26 protein-coding genes and 1 riboswitch are annotated in these 25,589 nt (G+C 71.7%); of the genes, 12 read left to right on the top strand and 14 right to left on the bottom strand.

The features are described from left to right. Positions 1–15 precede the first annotated feature (15 nt). Positions 16–1,935 carry an anthranilate synthase family protein gene (locus tag ACFVX6_RS26365; protein ID WP_389695424.1) on the bottom strand — a complete coding sequence of 640 codons (1,920 nt, stop codon included), beginning with the start codon at positions 1,933–1,935 and terminating at the stop codon, positions 16–18. A gap of 302 nt (positions 1,936–2,237) precedes the next feature. Between ACFVX6_RS26365 and ACFVX6_RS26360 the strand changes: the two genes are divergently transcribed. Both ACFVX6_RS26360 and ACFVX6_RS26355 read left to right on the top strand, forming a co-directional pair. Next, a complete protein-coding gene (locus tag ACFVX6_RS26360) occupies positions 2,238–3,602 on the top strand; it encodes a class II 3-deoxy-7-phosphoheptulonate synthase (protein ID WP_389695422.1) in 1,365 nt (454 codons plus the stop codon). 162 nt (positions 3,603–3,764) lie between these two features. Next, positions 3,765–4,043 carry a bacterioferritin-associated ferredoxin gene (locus tag ACFVX6_RS26355; protein ID WP_274552306.1) on the top strand — a complete coding sequence of 93 codons (279 nt, stop codon included), beginning with the start codon at positions 3,765–3,767 and terminating at the stop codon, positions 4,041–4,043. Positions 4,044–4,079: 36 nt separating this feature from the next. On the opposite strand, the gene bfr is transcribed toward ACFVX6_RS26355, so the two are convergent. Beyond that, positions 4,080–4,556 (bottom strand): bacterioferritin, encoded by a 477-nt coding sequence (bfr, locus tag ACFVX6_RS26350; RefSeq protein ID WP_112446344.1) that lies wholly within the window; start codon positions 4,554–4,556, stop codon positions 4,080–4,082. 173 nt (positions 4,557–4,729) lie between these two features. On the opposite strand from bfr, the gene ACFVX6_RS26345 reads away from it, so the two are divergent. After that, positions 4,730–5,362, top strand: a complete 633-nt coding sequence (locus ACFVX6_RS26345; protein ID WP_327252338.1) for a sulfite oxidase-like oxidoreductase — start codon at positions 4,730–4,732, stop codon at positions 5,360–5,362. 17 nt (positions 5,363–5,379) lie between these two features. Here the strand turns inward: ACFVX6_RS26345 and ACFVX6_RS26340 are convergent, their stop codons facing one another. From ACFVX6_RS26340 to ACFVX6_RS26325, 4 genes are all read right to left on the bottom strand, one after another. Next, positions 5,380–5,934, bottom strand: a complete 555-nt coding sequence (locus tag ACFVX6_RS26340; protein ID WP_389695419.1) for a DUF4396 domain-containing protein — start codon at positions 5,932–5,934, stop codon at positions 5,380–5,382. Between the two features lie 88 nt (positions 5,935–6,022). Further along, positions 6,023–6,898 (bottom strand): deoxyribonuclease IV, encoded by an 876-nt coding sequence (locus ACFVX6_RS26335; protein ID WP_389695417.1) that lies wholly within the window; start codon positions 6,896–6,898, stop codon positions 6,023–6,025. A 9-nt stretch (positions 6,899–6,907) separates the two neighbouring features. After that, a complete protein-coding gene (pknB, locus tag ACFVX6_RS26330) occupies positions 6,908–8,878 on the bottom strand; it encodes a Stk1 family PASTA domain-containing Ser/Thr kinase (RefSeq protein ID WP_389695415.1) in 1,971 nt (656 codons plus the stop codon). A 574-nt stretch (positions 8,879–9,452) separates the two neighbouring features. After that, positions 9,453–10,211 (bottom strand): GntR family transcriptional regulator, encoded by a 759-nt coding sequence (locus ACFVX6_RS26325; protein WP_389695413.1) that lies wholly within the window; start codon positions 10,209–10,211, stop codon positions 9,453–9,455. 164 nt (positions 10,212–10,375) lie between these two features. Here ACFVX6_RS26325 and ACFVX6_RS26320 point away from each other — a divergent pair, with 164 nt between their 5' ends. Both ACFVX6_RS26320 and ACFVX6_RS26315 read left to right on the top strand, forming a co-directional pair. Then, positions 10,376–10,534 (top strand): hypothetical protein, encoded by a 159-nt coding sequence (locus tag ACFVX6_RS26320; protein ID WP_389695411.1) that lies wholly within the window; start codon positions 10,376–10,378, stop codon positions 10,532–10,534. Beyond that, a complete protein-coding gene (locus tag ACFVX6_RS26315) occupies positions 10,527–10,748 on the top strand; it encodes a hypothetical protein (RefSeq protein ID WP_389695409.1) in 222 nt (73 codons plus the stop codon). Before ACFVX6_RS26320 ends, ACFVX6_RS26315 begins: the two co-directional genes overlap by 8 nt. A gap of 323 nt (positions 10,749–11,071) precedes the next feature. Here the strand turns inward: ACFVX6_RS26315 and ACFVX6_RS26310 are convergent, their stop codons facing one another. The 3 genes from ACFVX6_RS26310 to thiO form a co-directional block, all read right to left on the bottom strand. Beyond that, positions 11,072–11,866 (bottom strand): thiazole synthase, encoded by a 795-nt coding sequence (locus ACFVX6_RS26310; protein WP_389695407.1) that lies wholly within the window; start codon positions 11,864–11,866, stop codon positions 11,072–11,074. Between the two features lie 5 nt (positions 11,867–11,871). Beyond that, positions 11,872–12,072: a sulfur carrier protein ThiS gene (gene thiS / locus ACFVX6_RS26305; protein ID WP_243330100.1), complete on the bottom strand. Its 201-nt coding sequence runs from the start codon at positions 12,070–12,072 to the stop codon at positions 11,872–11,874. Beyond that, positions 12,069–13,280 carry a glycine oxidase ThiO gene (thiO, locus tag ACFVX6_RS26300; protein ID WP_389695405.1) on the bottom strand — a complete coding sequence of 404 codons (1,212 nt, stop codon included), beginning with the start codon at positions 13,278–13,280 and terminating at the stop codon, positions 12,069–12,071. Before thiO ends, thiS begins: the two co-directional genes overlap by 4 nt. Beyond that, a riboswitch (TPP riboswitch) is annotated at positions 13,278–13,390 on the bottom strand. It overlaps the preceding gene by 3 nt. A 200-nt stretch (positions 13,391–13,590) precedes the next feature. On the opposite strand from thiO, the gene ACFVX6_RS26295 reads away from it, so the two are divergent. The 5 genes from ACFVX6_RS26295 (at position 13,591) to ACFVX6_RS26275 (ending at position 18,169) form a co-directional block, all read left to right on the top strand. After that, entirely contained in the window at positions 13,591–14,760 is a 1,170-nt protein-coding gene (locus tag ACFVX6_RS26295) for an NAD(P)/FAD-dependent oxidoreductase (protein ID WP_389695446.1), read from the top strand. A gap of 325 nt (positions 14,761–15,085) precedes the next feature. Beyond that, the gene (locus tag ACFVX6_RS26290; protein WP_327252328.1) at positions 15,086–15,451 is read left to right on the top strand and encodes an Rv2175c family DNA-binding protein; all 366 of its coding nucleotides are present in this window, start codon (positions 15,086–15,088) and stop codon (positions 15,449–15,451) included. An 88-nt stretch (positions 15,452–15,539) separates the two neighbouring features. Further along, positions 15,540–16,190, top strand: a complete 651-nt coding sequence (gene thiE / locus ACFVX6_RS26285; RefSeq protein ID WP_389695403.1) for a thiamine phosphate synthase — start codon at positions 15,540–15,542, stop codon at positions 16,188–16,190. A 112-nt stretch (positions 16,191–16,302) separates the two neighbouring features. Continuing rightward, positions 16,303–17,217 (top strand): methylenetetrahydrofolate reductase [NAD(P)H], encoded by a 915-nt coding sequence (gene metF / locus ACFVX6_RS26280; protein ID WP_327252326.1) that lies wholly within the window; start codon positions 16,303–16,305, stop codon positions 17,215–17,217. 52 nt (positions 17,218–17,269) lie between these two features. Continuing rightward, entirely contained in the window at positions 17,270–18,169 is a 900-nt protein-coding gene (locus tag ACFVX6_RS26275; protein WP_389695401.1) for a hypothetical protein, read from the top strand. A 29-nt stretch (positions 18,170–18,198) separates the two neighbouring features. Here the strand turns inward: ACFVX6_RS26275 and ACFVX6_RS26270 are convergent, their stop codons facing one another. The 5 genes from ACFVX6_RS26270 to ACFVX6_RS26250 all read right to left on the bottom strand — a co-directional run bounded on the left by ACFVX6_RS26270 (position 18,199) and on the right by ACFVX6_RS26250 (position 22,336). Next, positions 18,199–19,599 carry a phytoene desaturase family protein gene (locus tag ACFVX6_RS26270; RefSeq protein ID WP_389695396.1) on the bottom strand — a complete coding sequence of 467 codons (1,401 nt, stop codon included), beginning with the start codon at positions 19,597–19,599 and terminating at the stop codon, positions 18,199–18,201. A 10-nt stretch (positions 19,600–19,609) separates the two neighbouring features. Continuing rightward, on the bottom strand, positions 19,610–20,224 hold the full coding sequence (locus ACFVX6_RS26265; RefSeq protein WP_389695394.1) for a DUF4126 domain-containing protein: 615 nt from the start codon (positions 20,222–20,224) through the stop codon (positions 19,610–19,612). 98 nt (positions 20,225–20,322) lie between these two features. Continuing rightward, positions 20,323–20,724, bottom strand: coding sequence for a DUF3040 domain-containing protein (locus tag ACFVX6_RS26260; protein WP_266909422.1), 402 nt, complete (start codon positions 20,722–20,724; stop codon positions 20,323–20,325). Positions 20,725–21,009: 285 nt separating this feature from the next. After that, positions 21,010–21,768: a methyltransferase gene (locus tag ACFVX6_RS26255; protein WP_250743735.1), complete on the bottom strand. Its 759-nt coding sequence runs from the start codon at positions 21,766–21,768 to the stop codon at positions 21,010–21,012. A 70-nt stretch (positions 21,769–21,838) separates the two neighbouring features. Next, positions 21,839–22,336, bottom strand: a complete 498-nt coding sequence (locus ACFVX6_RS26250; RefSeq protein ID WP_389695391.1) for an SAV_6107 family HEPN domain-containing protein — start codon at positions 22,334–22,336, stop codon at positions 21,839–21,841. A 219-nt stretch (positions 22,337–22,555) separates the two neighbouring features. Here ACFVX6_RS26250 and ACFVX6_RS26245 point away from each other — a divergent pair, with 219 nt between their 5' ends. Together ACFVX6_RS26245 and ACFVX6_RS26240 are read left to right on the top strand one after the other, a co-directional pair. Further along, the gene (locus ACFVX6_RS26245) at positions 22,556–23,512 is read left to right on the top strand and encodes an ATP-binding cassette domain-containing protein (RefSeq protein ID WP_389695389.1); all 957 of its coding nucleotides are present in this window, start codon (positions 22,556–22,558) and stop codon (positions 23,510–23,512) included. Then, positions 23,484–25,568 (top strand): YhgE/Pip family protein, encoded by a 2,085-nt coding sequence (locus ACFVX6_RS26240; RefSeq protein ID WP_389695387.1) that lies wholly within the window; start codon positions 23,484–23,486, stop codon positions 25,566–25,568. The genes ACFVX6_RS26245 and ACFVX6_RS26240 overlap by 29 nt, the downstream gene beginning before the upstream one ends. The last annotated feature ends 21 nt before the right edge of the window (positions 25,569–25,589 follow it).

Here is a 25,589-nt window from a genome sequence, read left to right as displayed (position 1 = left end):
GTTTGACGACAGGCGCTAGGCCCGGGCGGCCGTCCGGACTCCGGCGATCAGGTCGAGGACCAGCTCCGCGCCGCGCAGGGTCAGCACCGACTCCGGGTGGAACTGGACGCCCGCGAAGCCGCCCGTGAGGGACCGCAGTGCGTGGACCTCACCCGTGGCGGGGTCGCGGGAGACCTCGACGCCCCGCAGGGCCAGGGACCGCTCCCGCTCCGCGGAGCAGTGCGCCGCGTACGTGTTGTAGAAGCCGACGACCTCCTCCGCCCCGAACAGCGGGATCCGCGTCTGCGCCCCCTGCGCCGGCTCCGCCTTGCGGACCAGCGGGAGCCCCAGCTCGGCGGCGAGCAGCTGGTGGCTGAGGCAGACCCCGAGCAGGCCGCCCCGGTGCGAGGTCAGGAGCTCCGCCGTCAGCTCGCGCATCGTGCGGATCTTCGGGTCGCCGAAGTCCGCCGGGTCGCCCGGGCCGGGGCCGAGCACGATCGGCCCGTCCCAGGTCAGGGCGGCCGCCCGCAGCCCCGGGTCGTCGTAGCGGCGTACGGTCACCTCCAGCCCGGCCACCCGCAGCACGTGCCGCAGCATCGAGGTGAAGGTGTCCTCCCCGTCCACCACCAGCGCGTGGCCCGTCACCTGCGACGGCCGCTCCTGCATCCGCAGCCAGAACGGCGCCAGGTCCTCGCGGCGAGCCGCCAGGGCCGCCTGCACCCGGGGGTCGTCGGCCAGCCGCGGCCCGGCTCCGCCGTCGGCGGAGGGCCGCACGGCCGCCGGGCGGACGCCCAGCGCAGCCAGTACCCCGGCCGCCTTCGCGTGCGTCTCCGCGACCTCGCCCGCCGGGTCGGAGTGCCGTACGAGGGTGGCCCCGACGGGCACCCGCAGCGCGCCGTCCGGCGCGATGTCCGCCGTCCGGATCAGGATGGGGGAGTCGAGGGTCTGCGCGCCCGAGGCGTCCACGCCCAGCAGGGCCAGCGCGCCCGCGTAGTAGCCGCGGCCGCCCGTCTCGTACCGCTCGATGACCCGGCAGGCGTTCTGCACCGGCGATCCGGTCACCGTCGCCGCGAACATCGTCTCCTTCAGCACCTCGCGCACGTCCAGCGAGGACCGGCCGCGCAGCTCGTACTCGGTGTGCGCGAGGTGCGCCATCTCCTTGAGGCGGGGGCCGACGACCACCCCGCCCATGTCCCCGACCGTGCACATCATCTTGAGCTCCTCGTCCACCACCATGGACAGCTCCTCGGTCTCCTTGCGGTCCCCGAGGAAGGTGAGGAGGGAGTCGGCCGTCGGCCCCCCGGCCGGATAGCGGTACGTACCGCTGATCGGGTTCATCACGACGGTGCCCCCGGTCATCCGCACGTGGACCTCGGGGCTGGCCCCGACGAGGGTGCGCTCCCCGGTGTGGACCACGTACGTCCAGTACGCGCCCCGCTCGCCCTCCAGCAGCCGCCGGAACAGTGCGAGGGCGTCCGCGCGGCCGAAGCCCTCGATCCGGCCCCCGTAGGTGCGCCGGATGACGAAGTTCGCGCCCTCGCCGCGGCCGATCTCGTCCTCGATGACCCGCCGGACGGTATCCGCGTACTCCTCGTCGGGGACGTCGAAGCCGCCGTCGTCGACGCGTACCTCGTGGGCCGGCAGCGCGGCCAGCGCCTCGGCGAGCGGGAGCTCGTAGGCCTCCTCGGCGACCAGCACGCTCAGCGGCGTGCCGTCGTCGCGCACGTCGAAGCCACGCTCCCGGATCTGGCGGAACGGGACGAGTGCCAGGGCGGGCCGCTCGCCGACGGGCAGGTCGGCCAGGTGCTCGGCCTCGTGGACCGGGCCGATCAGCACCTCGACGGTGTCGTGGTCGCGGCCGGGCGTGCGGCGGCGCAGCAGCGCGAAGGGCGGGCAGGAGTCGTCGAGCAGGCGGCTCAGGAGCGGGTGCGGGTGCGGATTCGCGTGCGGGTGCATGGAGTGGGCGTCCTATCCGGTTTCGGAGGGTGGGACGGCCCGGTGTTCCAGCGACTGTGTTGACTCACAGAATGCGGAAGGCCGCCCCTTGGGGCGGCCTTCGTTTCGCTCGTGTCTTCAGGTACGCGCGAGAAGTGGGCCGCCGGGAGCGGGCCACCACCAGTTCTGGTTCGAGTGCGCGTACATGCTGCGACCCTAGCCCAACCGTCCGGCGAGGGCAGGTAAACGGGTGAGTAACACAGCGAGAGACATCCGTCTCACGTAGTGGTCGTCGACCGGGACGTGCGGTGTGACGCCGTAATGTGTGTGGGGTGACCGTGAACGCTGAAACCCAAGCCCCCGCCTCCAAGGCGACCTGGCGAGACCTTCCCGCGGCGCAGCAGCCTTCGTACCCCGATGCCGAGGCCCTGCGCGCTGTCGTCGCGGACCTCGAGTCGTATCCCCCCCTCGTTTTCGCGGGCGAATGCGACCAGCTGCGCGCCCGTCTGGGAGCCGTCGCCAAGGGCGAGGCGTTCCTGCTGCAGGGTGGCGACTGCGCCGAGGCCTTCGATGCCGTCTCCGCCGACCACATCCGCGCCAAGCTGAAGACGCTGCTCCAGATGAGCGCCGTCCTGACGTACGCGGCCTCCGTGCCCGTCGTCAAGGTCGGCCGCATCGCCGGCCAGTACTCCAAGCCGCGCTCCAAGGACACCGAGAGCCGCGACGGCATCACCCTGCCGACCTACCGCGGCGACTCCGTGAACGGCTTCGCCTTCACGGAGGAGTCCCGGGTCCCGGACCCCGAGCGCCTCAAGCGCATGTACCACGCGTCGGCCTCCACGCTGAACCTGGTGCGCGCCTTCACCACCGGCGGCTACGCCGACCTGCGCCAGGTGCACGCCTGGAACCAGGACTTCGTCAAGAACTCCCCGTCCGGGCAGCGCTACGAGCAGCTCGCGCGGGAGATCGACAACGCGCTGAACTTCATGAAGGCCTGTGGCACGGACCCGGCGGAGTTCAAGGCCGTCGAGTTCTACGCCTCCCACGAGGCGCTGCTCCTCGACTACGAGGGTGCCCTCACCCGTACGGACTCCCGCACCGGCCGGCTGTACGACACCTCGGGCCACATGGTCTGGATCGGTGAGCGCACCCGCCAGCTCGACCACGCGCACATCGAGTTCTGCTCGCAGATCGCCAACCCGATCGGCATCAAGCTCGGCCCCACCACCACGGTGGACGAGGCGCTCACCTACATCGACCGCCTCGACCCCGAGCGCGAGCCGGGCCGGCTGACCTTCGTCGTCCGCATGGGCGCCGACAAGGTCCGCGACAAGCTCCCCGAGCTCGTGGAGAAGGTCACCGCCTCCGGCGCGACCGTCGCCTGGGTCACCGACCCGATGCACGGCAACACCTTCGAGGCGGCCTCCGGCCACAAGACGCGCCGTTTCGACGACGTGCTCGACGAGGTCAAGGGCTTCTTCGAGGTCCACAAGGGCCTCGGCACCCACCCGGGCGGCATCCACGTCGAGCTCACCGGTGACGATGTCACCGAGTGCGTGGGCGGCGGCGACGAGATCTTCGTCGACGACCTGCACCAGCGCTACGAGACGGCCTGCGACCCGCGCCTCAACCGCAGCCAGTCCCTGGACCTGGCCTTCCTCGTCGCCGAGATGTACCGCGACCAGTAGGCACCAGCGCAGTGTGAGCACCGCATGACGATGGGGCGCGGATCGAATGTGATCCGCGCCCCATCGTCGTTCCCGGCTCTTTTAGGGAACCCTAAGTTTGGGTATGGTTAGGTAAGCCTCACCGAATAGGGGATGGCTGGCCGAACCATTCCTTCCAGGGAGGTGAACCGCGTGTACGTCTGCTCTTGTTTCGGGATCACCGACAAGCAGGTCAAGGACCACGCGGAGGCCGGAGCCTGCACGCCCCGCCAGATCGCCTCGGCCACGAAGGCCGGCACCGACTGCGGTTCCTGCGTGCGGACCATCCAGGGTCTCCTCGGCCGCGGGGCCTGCCCGCGACGTGAACTGCTGGAGAAGGGCGACGCCGCCGCCGTGCTCGCGGCCGATCCGCTGGTACCGGCACTGGTGTCAGCCGGTACGGAGCTCGCCGAAGCCGCGTAGGGCGACCCGTAGGGCGTATGGGGTACCGGGTAGGGACTAGCTCGGCTGCTCGATGAGCTGCGCGATGTAGAGCGCCTCGCCGATGGACTCGATGAGCTCCAGCTGGGTGTCGAGGTAGTCGATGTGGTGCTCCTCGTCCTCCAGGATCTCCTCGAAGAGCCGTGCCGAGGTGACGTCACCCTTGCCGCGCATGACCTCGATACCGCGCTTGAGGCGGTCGATCGCCTCGACCTCGACCTGTCGGTCGGCCTGGAACATCTCCGTCAGCGTCTGGCCCACGCGGACGTGGAAGAGGCGCTGGTAGTTCGGCAGACCGTCGAGCATCAGGATGCGCTCGGTGATCTTGTCCGCGTGCTTCATCTCATCGATGGACTCTTCGCGCGTGTACTTGGCGAGCTTCGTCCAACCCTTGTTGTCCTGGATCCGGTAGTGGAGCCAGTACTGGTTGATGGCCGTAAGTTCGCCGGTCAGCTGCTCGTTGAGAAACTCGAGGACCTCGGGGTCGCCCTGCATCGCAGAGGCTCCTTCCAAGCAATGTCAGCAATGTGACGGGGCAGGTGCGCGCATCCTTGCACCGCCGCAGGAGGCCGTCCAGTAAGTGCCTCCTTAGTGGGAGTTGCCGTGACTTGCCCGAATCCGGGCGAAGCTGGTCATGACCACCCCGCCAAGTCTGTCACCATGGAGACATGGGTCAGCCGGAAAGCCGGGAATCTCCGGGATCAGAGCAACTGGAGCTTCCCCCGGGGCAGCGGTTGCAGCGAGGCTGGCCGGTCACCCACTACGGACCGGTACCCAAGTTCAAGCCCGAGCGCTGGGAGTTCCGCGTCTTCGGCGCGACGGCCGACGGTGAGAAGCACTGCTGGAACCACGAGGAGTTCGCGGCCCTGCCGTTCGACTCCGTCGAGGCGGACCTGCACTGCGTGACGAAGTTCAGCATGACCGGTGCCGAATGGGGCGGCGTGCTCGCCCGCACGGTCCTCGCCCTCGCTCCGCCGTCCCCGCAGGTCACGCACGTGATGGTGTGGGCCGAGTACGGCTTCAGCTCCAACCTGCGCCTCGCGGACTTCGCCTCCGAGCGGACCGTCTTCGCCACCCATCAGGGCGGTGAACTCCTCACCGCCGAGCACGGTTTCCCGCTCCGGCTGGTCGTGCCCCACCTCTATGCGTGGAAGGGCCCCAAGTGGGTCCGCGGCATCGAGTACATGACCGCCGACCGCCGCGGCTTCTGGGAGGAGCGCGGCTACCACAACATCGGCGACCCCTGGCGAGAGCAGCGCTACTCGTACCAGGAGGAGCCGGGGGACGGCCCCGAGCTGTAGCTCATCGGTTCGAGGGCTCAGTGGTGGAACTGGTGGACCACCGCGTGACCCTTGCCGCGGCCGATCATCCACTTGTTGACCGGCGTCGTGACGACGAAGGCGATCGCGAAGGCGATGGCGAGCGCCGTCCAGAACAGCGCGTCCGACAGCATCGCGTCCATGGCTCCGGGCCAGAGCAGGATCACCCCGTTGTCGATCACTTCCATGACGGCGATCGAGAGGGTGTCCGCCGCCAACGCCACCCGGATGGCCGTACGGAAGTCCAGGCCGGCGGCGCGGACCCCGCGCAGGGTGAGCGCGTAGCCGAAGAAGAACGCGAGGGCGATCGCGAGGACCATCGTCGGGGCGTTCCCCCAGCCGAGCGCCGTGCCGATGACCATGCCGAGCACCTCGCCGATGGCGCACCCGGTGAGGCAGTGGAGCGTGGCCTGCGCGGCGACGGCCCAGGTGACCTTTCCGCCGGCGGTGGTGTGGTGGTGGGCGTGGCCTTGGTCGTGTTCGTGGTGCTCGTGACCTTGGTGCTGGTGCTGTCCCTGGTGCTGCTCGTGCTGCTGCTCGTGCGCGTTTCCCATGACAACCCCCTGGCGAGGAACGCCGGATAGCGGCTCTGTCGGTCGATATGACAGAACCGTATACCCCCCAGGGGTATTCCTCAACGGGTCAGCCGAGCTCGCGCAGCTCCTTCAGCAGCGCCACGTCCGCCGCGTGCCCTTCCTTGCCGCCCGGCGTTTCGGTGATCAGGGGGACGCCCTCCATCGCCGGATGCGTGAACAGTTCGGCGAAGGCGTCCCGGCCGATGTGGCCCTGCCCGATGTTCGCGTGCCGGTCCTTGTGGGCGCCCACGCCCTCCTTGGAGTCGTTGGCGTGCACCAGCTTCAGCCGGCCCTCGCCCACCGTGTCCACCAGCAGGTCCAGCGTCTGCTTCGTCCCGCCCGGCTCCGCCAGATCGTGCCCGGCCGCGAAGATGTGGCAGGTGTCGAGGCAGATCCCGAGCATCGGATGCCGGTCGAGGGCGTCGAAGTAGGGGCCGAACTCCTCGGCGGTCGAGCACAGCGAGGAACCCTGCCCGGCCGTGGACTCCAGCAGCAGGAAGGGGTCGTCGTCATGCGTCAGCTCGTCCAGCAGCGGCAGCATGTGCTCCCTGACCTGCGCGTACGCCGCCTCGCGCGGCCGCCCCCCGGTCGCCGAGCCGGTGTGCACGACCACCCCGAGCGCGCCGATCGCCCGGGCCCGGCGCAGCGAGTGCCGCAGCGATTCCACGGACTTCTCGACGGTGGCCTCGGTGTGCGAGCCGAAGTTGATCAGGTACGGCGCGTGGACGTACGCCGGGATCCCCTCCGTCGCGCAGGCCTCGCGGAACAGCTCGTCCTGGGCGGGATTGCCGACCGGGGTGGCCCAGCCCCGCGGATTGGCGACGAAGACCTGGACGGCCTCGGCACCCATCTCGCGGGCGTACGTCAGCCCGACCGAGGCCAGCCCGCCCGCGACGGGCACGTGCCCGCCGACTGGATTGCGGCCCGTTGAATTGTTGTTCATGGCGTGCTGTTACAGCCCCTTGGTCCTGATGGTGATGGTGCTGCCCTCGGCGGCGTTCTGGCCCGCGGGGACCGACTGGGAGTCGACGGTGTTGCTGAAGGAGAGGAAGGGCTTGTCGACCTTGACCTTGAAGCCCAGTCCCTCCAGGGTCGCCCGCGCCGCGTCGGCCTCCTGGCCGGTGACGTCCGGGACCGGGATCTGGCGGGGGCCCTTGGACACGGTGAGGGTGACGGTGTCACCCGCGGCGGCCTGGCTGCCGGCGCCGATCGACTGGTTGGCGACCGTACCGGCGGGGGAGGGGGAATTGACCTGCTCGGGGGCCGTCTCCACCTTCAGGCCGAGGCCCTCCAGGGTGGAACGGGCCTGGTCGAGGGAGGTTCCCGTGACGCGCGGGACCGGCACCGGGCGCCCCTTGCTGACCACCATCGCGACCAGGGTGTCGAGGGACCGCTTCTGGCCGCCGGTCGGGTCCGTGCTGATCACCGAGCCCTGCGCGACGTCCTGGCTGAAGGCCTGCGTGACGGCCCCCGGCGTCAGGCCGACCGAGGTCAGCTCGGCCTTCGCGGCCTCCAGGGGCTTGCCCTTGAGGTCGGGCACCACGACGACCTCGGGTCCGCGCGAGATGGTGAGCGTCACGGCGCCGTTGCCGCGGATGCGCTTGCCGCCGGCGGGGTCGGTGTTCATCACGGTCCCCTTGTCGAAGGCCGCGCTGAACTTCCGGTCGACCCGCTTCACCCCGAGCCCGGCCGCCGACAGCTGGGACTTGGCCTCCGCCTCGGTCTTGCCGAGCAGGTTCGGGACCTTCGTGAACTGGCCGGAGCTGATGTACCAGACCCCCGTACCGAGACCGAGGAAGAGCAGGACGCCGAGTACGACGAGCAGCACGCCGGGGCGGCGGATCCGGGAGGCGGCCGGCGCAGGCGTCGGGGGCAGGGGCGGAGCCGCGAGCCGCGAGGTGTGGGACACCGGCTCGGCGTGCGAGGCGTGCGTGGTGTGTGCGGCATGCGAGGCGTGCGAGGCGTGCGCGGCATGCGAGGCGTGTGTGGTCACCGGGCGGGGGATCACGCTGGTGCGGTCCTCGGCGGCGGTCCGCTCGGCCGCCCGGGCCTGCGGCGGTACGGCGTCCAGCTCGGAGGCAGAGAGCTGGGCACGGGCCTCTATGGCCAGCCCGAGGAGGGCGGCCGCGTCGTAGGGACGCAGATCGGGGTGGCGCGCGGTGGCCTGGGCGACGAGCTCGTCGAGCGCGGCGGGCAGCCCGGGGACGGCGGCCGACGGGGGCGGGACGTCCTCGTTGAGGTGCTGGTAGAGCACCTGGGCCGGGTTGACGCCGGTGTGCGGCTTGGAGCCGGTGAGCATCTCGTAGAACACGACGCCGCAGGCGTAGACGTCGACGCGGGTGTCGGTGACGCCGTTCTCGATCTGCTCGGGGGCGAGGTAGGAGACGGTGCCGAGGACCGACCCGGTGGTGTTCGTGACGGAGTCCACGGACCGGACCAGCCCGAAGTCGGCCACCTTGACCCGGCCGTCGTCGCCGATCAGCACGTTCTCGGGCTTCATGTCCCGGTGCACGAACCCGGCACGGTGCGCGGCGCCGAGGGCGGCGAGCACCGGTTCGAGGATGTCGAGGGCCGCGCGGGGCTGGAGCGCGCCGCGCTCGCGGAGCACGTCGCGCAGGGTGCAGCCGGACACGTACTCCATGGCGAGGTACGTGTACGGGCCGTGCGTGCCCTGGTCGAAGACGGCCACCACGTTGGGGTGCGCCAGGCGGGCCACGGACTTCGCCTCACGGATGAACCGGTCGACGAAGCCGGGGTCGGCGGCGAGCGCCGGGTGCATCACCTTCAGGGCGAGGACCCGGTCCAGCCGGGTGTCGACGGCCCGGTAGACCGTGGCCATGCCGCCGGCCGCGATGCGGGCGTCCACGCGGTAGCGGCCGTCGAGCGTCTGCCCGACGAGGGGGTCATCCAGGGTCGTGTCCACCCGGCGATTCTACGAGGGCCGGGCGGGGCCCCGTCCCGGGCCTTGGGGGGTTGCAGCGGAGCTGTGACGTGCGTCTGGGGTGCCGGGTCCTGCGCGGGCGGGGCCCTCGCCCCCTCGCGCCCGCACCCGGATCCGGTGGCTGCCCACCCGCCGCCTTCGGGACCGGACGGGATGCAATCCGCCCGGCGCGGCGGGACCGGGGGAAAGGAAGCGGGACCTGGGCCGGCCGGAAGCGTCGAGAGGTTTGGGGTTTTCCGTCAGCCTCATCGTCCTTCCGTGGCGGCCCGGCCTGTCAAGGGCGCTCACTACGTTCGCGTCGCTACGCGACGGCCTTCGGCCGCCCTTGACAGGCCGGGCCGCCACGGAAAAACGAAGGCAGCCGGAAAACCCCAAAAGAACGGCCGGGTCAGAGAGACATGGACGACCCGATCAGAGAAGCGCAACCAAACTCCACAAGGCCCACCCCGACCTCGGGCACCCACAAGCCGCCCAGCCCGACGACGGGCGCATCAGATCGCTACACACACCCCACGACTCAGCGACTGACCGCCGCCCGAAACCGGAACCCCACTGATTAGGCGTCGAAGTCGTACTCCAGCACGTAGGAGGCGGAGTCCAGGGTCATCTCATTGACCTCGACGGCCCGCCGGCCCTCGGTGAACGCGGTGCGGACGATCTGGATGACAGGTGTGCCCATCGACAGTGAAAGTCGCTCGGCCTCTTCGGCCGAAGGCATCCGGGAGCGAATTTCCTCGCGGAAGTGGACGGGCTTGTGCCCCAGCTCGGCGAGCCTCGCGTACGTCCCACCGGGGCCGGTATCGACTTGGGTGATGGCAGAGTCTGCGACGACGTCCGACGGAAGGTGCGATGTCGCGAACAGCACCGGCTTTGCATCGAGCACGAAGCGGCGGCTGCGCGCCCAGACCCGGGACCCTTCGGGAATGTCGAGGGCGTCGGCGATGCGGCTGTCCGCCCCTTCCTCGCGGACCTCGATCTGATCGACGACAAGCTCGCGGTCTTCGGTATCTGCGGACCAGATGGAACGGCCTGAGCCCCACTGCTCCTGCGCCAGGCGCTGGATGCCGCGCCGTCGCAGGGGCTTGAACGTCCGCACGAATACGCCGGCGCCCTTTCGCGCCTCCGCGAGCCCTTCGTTCTGGAGCACACCGAGGGCCTGACGTGCGGTCATTCGTGCGACGTCGTAGGTGGCCATGAGGTCGTTCTCACCAGGCAGGCGGTCGCCCGGGCCGTACTCACCCGACTGGATAGCCGCCCTCAGCGCATCCGCGATCCGCTGGTACTTCGACTGGCGAGATCCGCCTTGGCTGGTCATTGAACGATCACTCCTTCTCCTCTCTAGACACCCTAGGACCAGATGTAGGCCACTGCCACGAACCGGCGTGGGGATCCGCACCCGCCCACGATCGATTGAGATCTCTAGAGATGCTTTGGCAATCGACCCGGCATCGGTTGCGGTGGGACTGAGGAGTGATCTGAATGCGCCAGATTCCCACCGACATGGCCGGCTCCGACACGGAAGACGGCGGCTCCACAAGGGTCCTGGTGGTGGCCGGGCCCAGTGCGGATCTACTCGACCGTGCGCTGGTCGGCTGGGAGCACTTCCTCAGCACCTTCGAGGGAGGGGCGGGTGAATGAGCGCTACGAGTACGTCCCTCATCGGCTTCTGCGTCACCGCGTCCGCGACATCGCATCCGGCGTTGAAGGAGAGTTGATGGCCGTGATCCACGAGAACGTCTCGGACTCGATCGCTTGCGAGCGCTGGATGGAGCTGGCCTACATCCGTGACGCGTCCGGCCGCGAGTTCACCACCGCGATCCACAACATCGATCCGGTCAGCCGACAGGCGTGACCCTCCACAGGGGTGTTGGTTTCGGGCGGCGGTCAGTCGCTGAGTCGTGGGGTGTGTGTAGCGATCTGATGCGCCCGTTGTCGGGCTGGGCGGCTTGTGGGTGCCCGAGGTCGGGGTGGGCCTTGTGGAGTTTGGTTGCGCTTCTCTGATCGGGTCGTCCATGTCTCTCTGACCCGGCCGTTCTTTTGGGGTTTTCCGGCCGCCACGGAAGGACGATGAGGCTGACGGAAAACCCCAAACCTCTCGACGCTTCCGGCCGGCCCGGATCCCGTAAACCCCTACCCATCAGGCCCCCCGCACGCGCAGGGCCCCGTACCGCCCCCTCAGAACGCCGGGCGTTCCGGGTCCAGGGTTGCTCGGCCCTCCACCGGGGAGGAGGGTTCTGCGAAGCGGCGTTGGGGGATGCGGCCCGCGCGGTGGGCCAGGCGGCCCGCCGAGACCGCGTTCCGCATGGCCGCGGCCATCAGGACGGGGAGCTGTGCCCGGGTCACCGCCGAGGCGAGCATGACCGCCGCGCAGCCCAGTTCCATGGCCAGGGCCACGTCCGAGGCGGTTCCGGCGCCCGCGTCGAGGATGACCGGGACCCCGGCCCGCTCGGTGATCAGCTCGAAGTTGTGCGGGTTGCGGATGCCCATGCCGGAGCCGATCGGGGACCCGAGCGGCATGATCGCCGCGCAGCCCACGTCCTCCAGTTTGCGGGCGAGGACCGGGTCGTCGTTCGTGTACGGGAGGACCGTGAAGCCCTCGTCGACCAGGATCTCCGCGGCGTCGAGCAGCTCGACCCCGTCCGGGAGGAGGGTGCGTTCGTCCGCGACGACCTCCAGTTTGATCCAGTCCGTGCCGAGGGCCTCCCGGGCCAGCCGGGCCGTCAGTACGGCCTCGCCGGCCGTGAAGCAGCCCGCGGTGTTGGGGAGCACCGCGATGCCGAGGCGGTTCAGGACGGACAGGACCGAGCCCTGCACCGTCGGGTCGAGGCGCCGCATCGCGACCGTGGTGAGTTCCGTGCCGGACGCGACCAGCGCCCGTTCCAGGATGTCCAGGCTCGGAGCCCCGCCCGTGCCCATGATCAGGCGCGAGGAGAAGGTCCGGCCGCCCAGGGTGAAGAGGTCGTCCGCCATGGTCCTCAGCCTCCCTGCACTGCGGTGAGGACCTCGACGCGGTCGCCGTCGGTCACGGAGGTGTAGGGCCACTGGCCGCGCGGCACCACGGTCTCGTTGAGGGCGGCCGCGACCCCCTTGGTGGCTTCGGTCAGGGTGGCGACCACCGTGGCGAGCATGGTCCCGTCCGCGATCTCGCGCGGTTCGCCGTTGACGGAAATGGTCATGCGAACGACTCCTGTCGCGTGAGGGTGGACGTGAGGGTGGACGTGAGGGCGAAACGGCGTGGGGTGAAGGGGCGGGCGATCTCCGGCAGTTCGCCGGTGGTCAGCAGGTCCGCCATCACGTCCCCGGTCAGCGGCGTCAGCAGGACCCCGTTGCGGTAGTGCCCGGTGGCCAGGTGCAGGCCGGGGAGTTCGGTCGGGCCGAGGAGGGGGGCGTTGTCCGGCGACCCGGGGCGCAGCCCGGCCCGGGTCTCCACCAGGGGGAGTTCGGTGATCCCGGGCACCAGCTCGTGGGCGTCGCGCAGGAGTTCGTAGACCCCGCCCGCGGTGACGGTGGTGTCCCAGCCGAGTTCCTCGCTGGTGGCGCCGATGACGAGTTCGCCGTTCTCGCGGGGCACGAGATAGACGTGGCTGCCGCGCACCACGGCCCGTACGGTCCGCGACAGGAACGGGGCGTAGGACGACGGCACCGCGAGCCGCAGTACCTGACCCTTAACCGGCCGTACGGGCGCCACGGCCTCGGGCGGTACGCCGTCCAGCCGGCCGCTGAGCGAGCCCGCGGCCAGCACCACCTGGTCGGCGCGCAGCTCCGTACCGTCCGCGTCGTCGAGGACCGCGCCGCAGGCCCGGTCGGCGGCGGTCAGCAGTCGTGCCGCCCCGGCGCGGTGCAGGGTGACCCCGGCCCGTTCGCAGGCGGCCAGCAGGGCGGCCGCGAGGCGGCGGGGATCGACCTGGTGGTCGCCGTCCACGCGCAGGCCGCCGCGTACGCCCGGGGCCAGCATCGGTTCCAGGCGGCGGCACTCGCGGCCGGTCAGCCAGTCGGACTCCAGGCCGCAGCGGCGCTGGAGGGCGTGCAGTTCGCGCAGGTGCAGCCGGTCGTCGGCGTCGAGGGCGACGGCGAGGGTGCCGCAGGCGCGGTAGCCGATGTCCATGCCGCCGCTGGCTTCGGCGAGCTCTGCGGCGAACTCCGGGTAGCGGGCGGCGGAGGCGAGGTTGAGTCCGAGCAGGGTCTCCTCGCCGTAGTGCAGCTCGGTGACGGCGGCCAGCATGCCGGCCGCGACCTGGGCGGCGCCGCCGCCGGGGGCCGGATCGGCCAGCGCGGTGCGCAGCCCGCGCCGGGCCGCCCGCCAGGCGGTGACCAGGCCGATGATGCCGCCCCCGATGACGAGGACGTCGTGGCCGGGACTCCGGCCGTTCCGATATGAATGCATGGGCGTCCAGCCCCTCCCTTCGCCGGCATGACCCGGATCAGGTTCGTACGGTCGGAGGCCGGCCAGCCTCCCTCTCAGCCCGGTGCGCCCGGACTCCCGCGATAGGTTCGGTGCCAGAGTAACGCCGAGGCCGACGGCCGGTAAGGCTGCCTCCCCGGCGGCGCTGCCCGCCCGGATCCCGGCAGGTGGCCATCCACTATTCCTGACGGACCGTCAGTTGATTAGGCTGGGCCGCGTGAGCGAGCAGACGCAACAGCAGACGCAGCAGGCGGAAGACACTCGGCGCGGCGTGGTGATCGTCGGCGCCGGGATGGCCGGGGTCCAGACCGCGGTCGCCCTCCGGGAACAGGGCTGGACCGGCCCCGTCACCCTGCTGGGAGCCGAACCCCACCAGCCCTACGACCGGCCCCCGCTGTCCAAGGCGGTGCTCCTCGGCAAGGCGGAGGACTCCGCCTTCGACGTCGACTTCGAGGAGCTCGGCATCGAGCTCCGGCTGGGGGTCGAGGTCACCGGACTGCGGGCCGCCGACCGAGAGGTCGACACCGAGGCGGGCCCGGTCCCGTACGAGGTCCTCGTGCTGGCGACCGGCGCCCTCCCGCTGACCCTGCCCGGCGCGGAGGGCGTCCCCGGGGTGCACCTGCTGCGCACCCTGGACGACGCGGCCCGGCTGCGGCCCGTCCTGGCGGCCGGCTCGGCGGTGGTGGTGGTCGGGGCCGGCTGGATCGGCGCGGAATTCGCCACGGCCGCCCGCGAGGCGGGCTGCGCGGTGACCGTGGTCGAGGCGGCCGACCGGGTGCTGGCGGGCGCGCTGCCCGCGGAGGTGGCCGAGTCGATGGGGCGCTGGTACGCCCAGGCGGGCGCCGAGCTGCTGACCGGCGCGCGGGTGGCTTCCGTGGAGCCGGGCCGGGTCCTGCTGGCCGACGGGCGGGCGCTGCCGGCCGGGGCGGTGGTGGTGGGCATCGGCGCCCGGCCGGCCACCGGATGGCTGGCCGGGTCCGGCGTGGAGCTCGGCCCGGACGGAGCGGTCACCGCCGACGAGCGGCTGCGCACCTCGGTGCCCGGGGTGTACGCGGTGGGGGACTGCGCCTCGTTCCCGTCGGGCCGCTACCGGGCCCGGCTGCTGGTGCACCACTGGGACAACGCGCTCCAGGGGCCGCGGGTGGTGGCGGCGGACATCGTGGCCGGGGGCTCCGGGGAGCAGGTCTACGACCCGGTCCCGTACTTCTGGTCGGAGCAGTTCGGCCGCTTCGTGCAGTACGCGGGCCACCACGGCGACGCGGACGCACTGCTGTGGCGCGGCGACCCGGCGGCCGACACCTGGTCGGTGTGCTGGCTGCGGGAGGGGCGGCTCGTTGCGGTCCTCGCGGTGGGCCGCCCGCGCGACCTGGCCCAGGGCCGCCGCCTCATCGAGTCGGGCACGCCCGTGGACCCGGCGAAGGTCGCGGACCCGGCGATCGCGCTGAAGTCGACGGTCGTCTGACCCGGCGGGGCGCGGGCCGGGAGCGGTCCGGCCGGGCCCGGTCCGGCCGGGACCGGGCCCCGCGGGTGGAAGTCCCCTGCACGCCCTTCGCCCGTTCCCCGGGCTCCGCCCGGACCCGTCCCGGGGCTTCGCCCCGTTCCCCGTTCCCCGGGCTCTGCCCGGACCCGGCCGTGGATCGGGCCTGCTCGGTGCTTGGTTCAGGGCCCGTCGCGGGTCCGTCGCGGCCTCGTTCGGACCCCGTTCGGGCCCGTTCCCGGAGGCGTTCGCGCCCCGGACGGGGTCGCTCGGGTACCGGCAGTCAGTCCGAGATGGCAGGCTTGTGCTCGTGACCGAGATTGACGCAAAGATCGATGCCCTTGTTCCCGCCTGGCTGTACCTCCCCGACATCGCGGAGATGCTCGACATCGAAGTGACCAAGGTTCGCCAGCTGGTCAAGGAGGGTCAGCTGCTCGCGGTGCGCCGCGGCGAGAACCGCTCCCTCCAGGTCCCCGCGGCCTTCATCGACGGAGACAAGATCGTCAAGGGCCTGGTCGGCCTGCTGACCGTGCTCCGCGACGACCGCTTCACCGACGCGGAGATCCTGGAGTGGCTCTTCACCGCCGACGAGACCCTGCCCGGCACCCCCGTGCAGGCGCTGAGCGAGAATCGCGGCACGGAGGTGAAGCGCCGCGCTCAGGCGCTCGCCCTCTGACCTGACTCCGCCTCGAGCGCGGTGTGCGGACCCCGGCCGGGGCCCGCACACCGCGTCCGTACGTACGACACACCACCCGGGGGTACCCATGTCCGCCATCGCCGCCCAGCTGTCCGATGCCCGGCTCTACCTGTGCACGGACGCCCGCAAGCGGCAGGGCGACCTCCCCGAGTTCCTGGACGCCGTCCTCGCCGGCGGGGTGGACATCGTCCAGCTCCGCGACAAGGGCATGGAGGCGGGCGAGGAGCTGGAGCACCTCCAGGTCTTCGCCGAAGCGGCCCGCCGCCACGGCAAGCTGCTCGCCGTCAACGACCGGGCCGACGTCGCGCACGCCATCGGCTCGGACGTGCTGCACCTCGGGCAGGGCGACATCCCGGTGCCCGCCGCCCGCACCATCCTGGGCCAAGGGGTCCTCATCGGCCGCTCCTGCCACTCCGAGGCGGAGGTCGACGCGGCCGTCGCCGAGACCGGCGTGGACTACTTCTGCACCGGCCCCTGCTGGCCCACCCCCACCAAGCCCGGCCGGTTCGCCCCCGGCCTCGGCCTCGTCCGGCACGCGGCCTCCCTCGCCCAGGACCGGCCGTGGTTCGCCATCGGCGGGATCGACGCGGGGAACCTGGACGAAGTACTGGACGCCGGCGCCTCCCGCGTCGTGGTCGTACGGGCCCTCACCGAGGCCTCCGACCCCGGCGCCGCCGCCGCTGACCTCGCCAAGCGGGTCCGCGCCCGGCTCGGCTAGCGGGCCCCGGGCGGCCCCGGCCGCCCGCGCCGCGCCACCCCGGCGTCTCATTTCTGCGTCCAATCCGTGGACAACGCTTCGATGGACACCGGACCGCGTCTAACCTCCCCGTATGGCCCTTGGTACCTCTTCCACCTGGTCGGACCGTGCACACACGGTCCGCGACCTCATCGCGTCCGGGCGCTCGTACTCCTTCGAGTTCTGGGCCCCCAAGACGGAGAAGGGCGAGCGCAACCTCTGGAACGCGCTCCGCCGGGTCGAGGCCGTGGCCCCGAGCTTCGTCTCCGTCACCTACGGGGCAGGCGGATCCACCCGCGGCGGTACCGTCCGGGCCACCGAGCAGATCGCCGCGGACACCACGCTGACCCCGGTCGCGCACCTCACCGCCGTCGACCACTCGATCGCCGAGCTGCGCAACGTCATCGGGCAGTTCGCCGACGCCGGCATCCGCAACATGCTCGTCGTGCGCGGAGACCCGCCGGGCAATCCCATGGGCGAGTGGGTGCCGCACCCCGAGGGCGTGCACTACGCGGCCGACCTGGTCCGGCTGGTCAAGGAGTCCGGCGACTTCTGCGTCGGCGTCGCGGCCTTCCCGGAGATGCACCCGCGCTCCACGGACTGGGACACGGACATCCGGCACTTCGTGGACAAGTGCCGCGCGGGCGCCGACTATGCGATCACACAGATGTTCTTCGATCCGGAGCACTACCTCCGGATGCGCGACAGCGTCGAGAAGGCGGGCTGCGACACCCCGATCATCCCCGAGGTCATGCCTGTTGTGAACATCAAGCAGCTCGACCGGCTCCCGCAACTCAGCAACGCAATCTTCCCTGCGGCTGTGAAAGAGCGCATGCTCGCGGTCAAGGACGACGCAGCCGCTGTACGCTCCATTGGCATCGAGTTCGCCACGGAGTTCTGCGCGCGGCTGCTGTCCGAGGGTGTCCCGGGGCTGCACTTCATCACGCTGAACAATTCCACGGCGACTCTCGAGATCTACGAGAACTTGGGCCTGCACCAGCGGGCCTGATCGGCCGGCCCCGTTCCCCACGGACGGGCGGCCGTACCGAGAAGGGCCCCGCATGGGAATGACGGTCCTCTACATCGCGTTCGGTTTCGTCGCGCTGTGGCTGCTTGCCGAGGTCCTGATGCAGTACAAGGCCCGGTTGCGCTGGCGCCTGCTCGCCTTCGCCGGCTTCGTCGGCGTGGTCGCCGGTGTCGTGCTGCCGTCGGTGCTCGTCATCGGGGCCGGCGCCGTCGCGTTCGCGATCGGCCAGACGCTGGTGACCCTCTCCTTCCGCAAGGGCTTCGTGTCCGGCTGGTCGCTGCGCCGGGGCAAGGCCCCCGAGCCCGAGCTCCCGCAGGGCCGGCGCCGCCGGGCCGGGGCCGGAGCGCGTCCGGAGCCGTCCCTGGAGGTGACGGCCCTGGAGTACGGGCCCGACCCGGCCGAGGACGAGGACTCCGACGAGGAAGTCGGTGCGTTCACCGCGGGGGCAGTGCGCCAGCAGGTCCAGGGGTTCTACCCCGCGCAGCCTCCCGCCGACGCCGGTTCGTACGGCGCCCCCGGCGAGACCAGCGCCTTCGCCTCCCCGTTCACGCCGTTCGTTCCGGCCGAGCAGGACGCCCACCAGTACGCGGCGTACTACGACCCGCAGACCCAGGGCGGCTACGACTACACCACCGGCTATCCGGTCCCCGGCGAGCAGCAGGTCTACGCCGCCTACTCGGATCCGTACATCGGCACCGGCGGAGCCGTCGCCCCGCAGCAGCCGTACGGTTACGAGGCCCCGTACGGCGGCTACGCCCCGGACCCGTACGCGACCGGGCAGCAGGAGCAGTACTCCATGGACACCCCGCCCGGCGGGGTCTGGGTCCCGCAGCAGCGCGACGTGAACCAGCCCTACCCGGCGGAGGAGCCGCAGCAGCAGCCGTACCCGTATCCGTACCAGGGCACGGGTGAGTACGAGCAGTACCGCTACTAGCCGCCCAGCCGCCCAGCCGCCCCGGCGGGTCAGCGGGAGCCGCGGAAGTCCGCGCCCTCCACGATCAGCCCGGCCACCAGGGCCCCCGTCATCCCGGCGTGCGCCAGCCCGCCGCCCGGGTGTGCCCAGCCGCCGGCCAGGTACAGCCCGGGTACGCCGGTGGTGTTCGCCGGGTGCAGCAGCCTTCCCCCGGCGCCGGCCAGCGAGGGCGCGGGCACCCGGCCGTCCACCGAACCCGTGTTCGCGCCGACTTCGGCCGGGGTGCGCAGCTCGTGCCACAGCAGCCGCTCCCGCAGCCCGGGGACGGCCCGCACGGCCGCCGTGAGCAGGTCCTCGGCGGTCGGAGCGGGCGCCGCCGGGTCGGTCACCACGGCGTGCACGGTGATCGCTTCGTGCTCGGCGTCCGGCCGGGTGGCCGGGTCGTCGGGGCGCAGCACCGTGACGGGCCCCAGCAGCGTCCGGTGCACGGCGTCGGCGTCCCGGGCGCCGCGCAGGGCGGCGAAGAGGGTGTACCAGCGGGCGGGTTCCGTGCCGACCGGCGCGGCGTCCGGGGTGGCCGGCATCTTCACGAGCCGGGGGTCGGCCGCGCAGACCACGTGGTCGGCCGTCACCTCGGTGCCGTCGGCCAGGCGCAGCCCGGCAGCCCGGCCGCCCTGTACGAGCACCTCCCGTACCGCCGCGCCGAACTCGAAGGCGACCTTGCGCTCCAGGCACCGCTCGTACACGGCGGTGGCCAGCTCCCGGACCCCGCCGCGCACGTACCAGCTGCCGAAGGTCTGCTCCATGTAGGGCAGCACCGTCGCGGAGGCGGGTGCGGTCGCCGGATCGACCCCGTACGCCCGGACGCGCGCGGTGAGCAGCTCGTCGAAGCCGTCGCCGCCGAGCTCGCGGGCGGCGACCTCGGCCAGGGTCGGCGGCCGGCGGCGCAGCAGCCCGCTCCCGCGCAGGGCGGGGTACGGATCGCGGCCCAGGGCCGACCGGTCCTGCTTCAGCGGCTCCTCCAGGAGCGGCCGGCGGGTGGCGTCCCAGGCGTCCCGGGCACGGCCCAGGACCGCGCTCCAGCGGTCCCCGGAGCCGGGTCCGAAGGCCGCGTCGACGGCGGCGGCCGCGCCGCCGTGCGAGCCGCCCGGGAAGGTGAGCGTGCGGCCGTCCGGGAGGACGTAGCGGACGGCGGGGTCGATCTGGACCAGCTCCGCGCATTCCTCCAGGGGGCGCTTGCCGGTCTTGACGAACAGATCGCGGTAGACGGCGGGCAGGTGCACCAGGCCGGGGCCGGTGTCGAAGACGAAGCCGTCGCGGGCGTACCGGCCGACGGCTCCGCCGTAGGTCGCCCCGCGCTCGTACACCGTCACCTGATGCCCTGCGACGGCCAGCCGTGCCGCCGTCGCCATCGCGCCCATCCCGGCGCCGATCACCGCAATTCGTGCCATGCCGCTGAGCCTATCGAGCGACGCGGGCGACCTCTGCGGCGAGTCTCTTCTCCTCGCGGCGCTGGGCGCGGCGGCGCAGGAAGCGGCGGATCTTGGCCCAGAGGTAGATCAGCAGGGCGAGCCCGATGATCAGCAGGACGGCGCAGATGATCGCGGCGGCCTCGGGATTGAACATCGCGAAGGTGACGATCCCGCCCACGCCGAGGTCCTCGGCGGTGCTCATGACGACGTTGCTGAACGGCTCGGGCGAGGTGTTGATCGCCATGCGCGTGCCGGCTTTGACGAAATGGCTGGCCAGGGCGGTGGTGCCGCCGACCGCGCCGGCGGTGATGTCGGAGAGCGAGCCGCTCTGTCCGGCCAGCAGTGCGCCGACCACCGCTCCGGACACCGGGCGGATCACGGTGTGGACGGTGTCCCAGAGGGAGTCCACGTACGGAATCTTGTCGGCGACCGCCTCGCACAGGAAGAGGGTGGCGGCCACGATCAGCACGTCGGTGCGTTGCAGGGAGGCGGGGACCTCGTCGGTCATGCCGGTCCTGCCGAAGATGCCGAGCAGGAGGACCACGGCGTATGCGTTGATCCCACTGGCCCAGCCGCTGGTGAAGACCAGGGGGAGCACACTCATCTGATCATCATGTCCCAGAAGACGTGATCCGGCGCGAAAACAGTGAGGGGACGGCCGCCTTCCGGCGGCCGTCCCCTCACCCGAGTCTGTCGTGGGGCCTACTGCCCCTGTTCGTCACGGCGGCGCTGCCACCGTTCCTCGATACGGGTCATCATCGACCGACGCTGCCGGTTCTGCCCTTGGGGCGAACCGCCTGCACTACCGGAGGCGGGCTGCTCACCAGGCTTGGGTGCCTTGCGCCAACCGGTGACCACGAGCACCGTACAGCCCAGCATGACGAGGAATCCCACCACGCTGATCCACAGTACGTTCGGCACGATCACACCGGTCATGAGGAGCGCGATACCCACCACAATGCCTGCGACTGCCTGGTAGACCCGTCGCCGGGTGTACGTGCGCAGTCCGCTTCCCTCAAGCGCTGTAGCGAATTTGGGATCTTCGGCGTACAGCGCTCGCTCCATCTGCTCGAGCATTCGCTGCTCGTGCTCCGAGAGCGGCACGGGAGTCCTCCTCATCCGTCGGTCGCGGGGGGTAGCGACCAGGGGTCCCCTTCAGGATAGGCGGGGAATCGCCCCCGTGATACCCGCCCTCTACGCCACGTTCTAAAAAAACACTGCCCGCAAAAAGTACCGCTTGGGGAATGCTCAGCGCCGTCTTGAACGGCCCACTGAAGGCGTTATTCCCCAGAGGTCCGCTCGGCATGCCGGGCGCTGACCCCGATCATACGGGTCACGACCCCGGTTCGGAGGGTGAGTGGCGCACCGCGTTCCCGGAAGCTCCGCAGATCAGGCGGGCTTCTCGCCGAGGACGTGCAGCTGCGTGGCGACCGCGTGGAACGCCGGCAGCTCGGCGGCGGCTTCTTCCAGGCGCATCAGGGCCTCGACGGCGCCCGGCTCGGTGTCGACCAGGACGCCCGGGACGAGGTCGGCGAAGATCCGGACCCCGTGCACCGCGCCCACGGCCAGACCCGCCTCGGAGACCAGCGCGGAGAGCTGCTCGGCGGTGAAGCGGCGCGGTACGGGGTCGCCCGCGCCCCAGCGCCCGGCCGGGTCGGTCAGCGCCGTACGGGCCTCCGTGAAGTGCCCGGCCAGGGCGCGGGCCAGGACGGCCCCGCCGAGTCCGGCGCCGAGCAGGCTGAGGATGCCGCCGGGGCGCAGGGCGGCCACCGCGTTGGCCACGCCCTCGGCCGGGTCGTCCACGTACTCCAGCACGCCGTGGCAGATCACCACGTCGTAGGAATCGCGCTCGACGACCTCGAGCAGACCCTGGGCGTCGCCCTGCACCCCGCGGACCAGATCGGCCACACCGGCTTCGGCGACCCGGCGCTCCAGCCCGAACAGTGCGTTGGGGCTCGGGTCGACCACGGTGACCCGGTGGCCGAGGTGGGCCACCGGCACGGCGAACTTGCCGGTACCGCCGCCCGTGTCGAGCACGTCCAGCACGTCCCGCCCGGTCGCCTTCACCCGGCGGTCGAGCGCCTCCTTGAGGACCTCCCACACCACGGCGGTGCGGAGGGAGGCGCGGGGGCGGGAAGTGTCCGACACGGCTGATGGCTCCTCGGCACGTTGGGTGAGCGGTCGCTGCCCACCCTATGGCCTCTGGCTGCCGGGCAGGTCATCCCACGTCCGGACGCTCCGTCCGCGGCAGCGGCAGGCCTTGCGCCGGGCCCGCCGGCGCCGGCGGTCGGAGCGAGAGCATCCGCTCCACCAGGCGCAGGAACATCGCGACGGCACGCACCAGATCGTCCGCGTCCCGGCCGGTGGCCGCTCCCGCTATGCCGGCCTCCGCCCGTGCCCGGCGGGCCGCGCCGGAGGCGAAGAGCGCGCTCCACTCGGTCAGTTCGGGCGCTATCTCCGGGAGCACCTCCCACGCGCTGCGGATCCGCGGCCTGCGCCGGGGGTGCACCGGTTCGGGCCGCCCGCGCGCGGCGAGCACGGCCGCGGCGGCGCGCAGCGCGGCGAGATGGGCGGTGGCGTACCGCTCGTTGGGCCGGGTCAGCCGGGCGGCTTCGGCCAGGCCCTGGTGGGCCTTGGCGAGCAGATCGAGGGCGGCGGGCGGTGCCGACGACTTCCGGGGGACGGGGTGGACAGGGGACGGGGACGGTGTGGCCATGACGAACCTCCTGTCGTTGCGTGCGCATGGCGCTGCCTGGTGTAGCTCCTACGGGTCGAGCTGTTCTTGCGTGTCCCCATCGTGACGGCCCCCACTGACAATCGCGCTGACCTGCAGTTTCGTCCCGAAGTTCGGGGTCGCGTCCGGGCAACTGCCGCCCGGTGCGCACCGGATGCCGCCGAGGATGCTAGTTTTTGAACTGACCGGTCAGTTCAAAAGATGGGGGAGGACGTGGACAGCCCGCACGGCGCGGCCGTCAAAGCCGAGGACTTCGGAGTCAAGGGCCCGCGCGGCTGGGTGTTCCGGGGGATCGGGATCGACGCGGCGCCCGGCTCGCTCATCGCGGTCGAAGGCCCCTCCGGCAGCGGGCGGACCTGCCTGCTCCTCGCCCTCACCGGCCGGATGAAGCCCACCGAGGGTCACGCCGAGATCGGCCGCCACCGGCTGCCGAAGAAGATGGCCGCGGTCCGTCGCATCGCCGCCCTCGGCCCCGTACCCGGCGTCAACGACCTCGACCAGGCCCTCACCGTCGCCGAGCAACTGCGCGAGGGCGCCCTGCTCCAGCGCCGCTACGACGGCCCCGTGCGCGCCCTGCTCCGCCCGCGCGGCGAGCGGCGCGCCTCCACCGCGGCCCGGATCGACGCAGCGCTGGACGCCGCCGGACTGGACGCCGGGACCTTGCCGAAGGGACCGCGCACCTCCGTGCGGGACCTGGAACGGCTGGAATCCGTACGACTGTCGGTGGCCATCGCGCTGCTCGGCGCACCGCGCCTGCTGGCCCTGGACGACCTGGACCTCAAGCTCTCGGACGCCGAGCGCGCCGAAGCCTGGGACCTGTTGCGCTCCCTCGCCGCCCGCGGGACCACCGTCCTCGCGGTGTGCAGCGAGGCCCCGTCCGACGCGACGGTCCTGCGCACGGGCCGGGCGGCCGCCACCGCGGACCCGGCCGAGGGATCCGCCGCGGTGCCCCGGCCCATGGACTCCAAGATCACCTGGGGCGACCAGGCCGCCGCCCCGCACGACTCCGACGGCACCGCGGACGCCGACACCGACATCGACATCGACATCGACGCCGACGCCGACGCCGACGATGACGCCGACACCACGGCCGCCGCCCACGACTCGCACGACACGAAGGGGGACGACGATGCGCTCGCCGAAACTCGCCGCGCTTGAGCTGAAGCGGTTCGGGCGGGGGAAGCTGCCCCGGGCCGCCCTCGTCGCGCTGCTCCTGCTGCCGCTGCTCTACGGAGCCCTGTACCTGTGGTCCTTCTGGGACCCCTACAGCCGCCTCGACAAGGTGCCGGTCGCCCTGGTCAACTCCGACCGGGGCGCCACCGTCGACGGGAAGCAGATCGACGCCGGCGGTGAGATCACCCGCAAGCTGCACGACAGCAAGACCTTCGACTGGCGCGAGGTGAGCGCCGAAGAGGCGGCCAAGGGGCTGGAGAACGGCACCTACTACCTCTCCCTCACCATGCCCGCCGACTTCAGCTCGAAGATCGCCTCCAGCTCCGGCGAGGACCCCGCCACCGGGGCCCTCCAGGTCCGCACCAACGACGCGAACAACTACATCGTCGGCTCGATCTCGCGCACCGTCTTCTCCGAGGTCCGCTCGGCGGCGTCGACCAACGCCTCCCGCGGCTTCCTCGACAAGATCTTCGTCAACTTCTCCGACCTCCACGGCAAGACCGCCGAGGCCGCCGACGGAGCCGACAAGCTCACGGACGGGGCGGGCAAGGCCCAGAAGGGCGCCAAGGACCTCGCCGACGGCCTGGACACGGCGAAGGAGAAGAACGGCGAGCTCACCGGAGGGCTGAAGAAGCTGAACGGGGCCGCCGGACAGCTGGAAACGGGCACGAAGGACATCGCGGCCGGCACCCAGAAGCTCGCCGACAAGGTCGGCGGCGTCGCCGACAAGGCGCGCCCCTTCCTCAAGGACCCCAAGAGCCTCGCGGACAGCGCCGAACTCGTCGCCGACACCGCAAAGGTCGTCGACAATCACCTCGAAGCCTTCGCCAAGGCGGCCCCGGCCGCCGCCACCGTCACCCAGCGCGTCTCCACCGGCGCCGCCGAGGTCTACGCGAAGACCTGCACCACCGGCGCCAAGCCGCTCCCGGACACCTGCCCGCAGCTGAAGCGGCTCAAGGACGACGCCGCCGAAGCCGCCGAACTCGCCGGTGACGTGGACACCCTCCTCAAGGACGCGGGCGGCGACCTCGCCACCCTCCACAAGCAGCTCGGCGACCTGGAGCGCGAAGCCCGCCTCCTCGTCACGAAGGCCCCCGGCCTCTCCGCGGACCTCGAAGCGGCGGTCACCCAGGTGAACGCCCTCAACGACGGAGCCCACAAGGTTTCCGACGGCATGGCCCGGCTGCACACCGGCATCGGCTCCGCCACCGAGGGCTCCGGCGAACTCGGCGTGGGCGTCGGCAAGCTCGGCGTCGGCGCGCACGACCTCGACGGCGGCCTCGTCAAGCTCGTCGACGGCAACGGCGAACTCGCCGGCGGCCTGCACGACGGAGCGGCCAAGATCCCGGCCTACGACCAGCAGCAGCGCGACGCCCGCACCGAGGTCATGGCCGACCCGGTCAGGCTCGCCAACCAGTCGCTGCACAAGGCGCCCAACTACGGCACCGGCTTCGCCCCGTACTTCATCCCGCTCTCCCTCTGGGTGGGCGCGATGGTCGCCTACATGCTGATCGCACCGCTGAACCGGCGCGCGCTCGCCACCGGAGCCTCGCCCTGGCGGATCGCCCTCGCGGGCTGGCTGCCCGTGGCCGGGATCGGCGCCGCGCAGGTGGGCGCACTGATGTCCGTACTGCACTGGGGACTCGGCCTGCAGATGGCCCGGCCGGCGCTCACCGTCGGCTTCCTGATGCTGGTCACCGGCTGCTTCGCCGCGATCGTCCAGTGGCTCAACGCCAAGTTCGGCGCCGCCGGGCGGATCCTGGTCCTGGCCGTCCTGATGCTCCAGCTCACCTCGGCGGGCGGTACCTACCCCGTCCAGACCAGCCCCGGCTTCTTCAACGCCATCCACCCCTACCTGCCGATGTCGTACGTGGTCGAGAGCCTGCGCCGGCTCATCACCGGCGGCGACCTCGCCCCGGTCTGGCAGGGCTGCGCGGTCCTCACCGCCTTCACGGTGGGCGCCCTCGCCCTGACCGCCCTCGCCGCCCGCGGCAAGCAGGTGTGGACGATGGACCGGCTGCGCCCGGAACTGAGCCTGTAGCCCGAAGGGACAGGTCGACCT

It is taken from the genome of Streptomyces sp. NPDC058289 (genome assembly GCF_042880975.1).
Taxonomy (GTDB): domain Bacteria; phylum Actinomycetota; class Actinomycetes; order Streptomycetales; family Streptomycetaceae; genus Streptomyces; species Streptomyces stoeckheimensis.
Note: the sequence above shows the minus strand (reverse complement) of the source record. Positions and strands in the feature narration are given on the sequence as shown.

Coding starts and splice junctions, on each gene's coding strand:
- ACFVX6_RS26245 (WP_389695389.1), top strand. CDS start 22,556: ATGGGGGAGGACGTGGACAGCCCGCACGGCGCGGCCGTCAAAGCCGAG.
- ACFVX6_RS26340 (WP_389695419.1), bottom strand. CDS start 5,934: ATGGGAAACGCGCACGAGCAGCAGCACGAGCAGCACCAGGGACAGCAC.
- thiE (WP_389695403.1), top strand. CDS start 15,540: ATGTCCGCCATCGCCGCCCAGCTGTCCGATGCCCGGCTCTACCTGTGC.
- ACFVX6_RS26275 (WP_389695401.1), top strand. CDS start 17,270: ATGGGAATGACGGTCCTCTACATCGCGTTCGGTTTCGTCGCGCTGTGG.
- ACFVX6_RS26270 (WP_389695396.1), bottom strand. CDS start 19,599: ATGGCACGAATTGCGGTGATCGGCGCCGGGATGGGCGCGATGGCGACG.
- thiS (WP_243330100.1), bottom strand. CDS start 12,072: ATGACCATTTCCGTCAACGGCGAACCGCGCGAGATCGCGGACGGGACC.
- ACFVX6_RS26335 (WP_389695417.1), bottom strand. CDS start 6,898: ATGAACAACAATTCAACGGGCCGCAATCCAGTCGGCGGGCACGTGCCC.
- thiO (WP_389695405.1), bottom strand. CDS start 13,280: ATGCATTCATATCGGAACGGCCGGAGTCCCGGCCACGACGTCCTCGTC.
- ACFVX6_RS26240 (WP_389695387.1), top strand. CDS start 23,484: ATGCGCTCGCCGAAACTCGCCGCGCTTGAGCTGAAGCGGTTCGGGCGG.
- ACFVX6_RS26345 (WP_327252338.1), top strand. CDS start 4,730: ATGGGTCAGCCGGAAAGCCGGGAATCTCCGGGATCAGAGCAACTGGAG.
- ACFVX6_RS26365 (WP_389695424.1), bottom strand. CDS start 1,935: ATGCACCCGCACGCGAATCCGCACCCGCACCCGCTCCTGAGCCGCCTG.
- ACFVX6_RS26320 (WP_389695411.1), top strand. CDS start 10,376: ATGCGCCAGATTCCCACCGACATGGCCGGCTCCGACACGGAAGACGGC.
- metF (WP_327252326.1), top strand. CDS start 16,303: ATGGCCCTTGGTACCTCTTCCACCTGGTCGGACCGTGCACACACGGTC.
- ACFVX6_RS26265 (WP_389695394.1), bottom strand. CDS start 20,224: ATGAGTGTGCTCCCCCTGGTCTTCACCAGCGGCTGGGCCAGTGGGATC.
- bfr (WP_112446344.1), bottom strand. CDS start 4,556: ATGCAGGGCGACCCCGAGGTCCTCGAGTTTCTCAACGAGCAGCTGACC.
- ACFVX6_RS26325 (WP_389695413.1), bottom strand. CDS start 10,211: ATGACCAGCCAAGGCGGATCTCGCCAGTCGAAGTACCAGCGGATCGCG.
- ACFVX6_RS26250 (WP_389695391.1), bottom strand. CDS start 22,336: ATGGCCACACCGTCCCCGTCCCCTGTCCACCCCGTCCCCCGGAAGTCG.
- ACFVX6_RS26310 (WP_389695407.1), bottom strand. CDS start 11,866: ATGGCGGACGACCTCTTCACCCTGGGCGGCCGGACCTTCTCCTCGCGC.
- ACFVX6_RS26295 (WP_389695446.1), top strand. CDS start 13,591: ATGGCCGGGGTCCAGACCGCGGTCGCCCTCCGGGAACAGGGCTGGACC.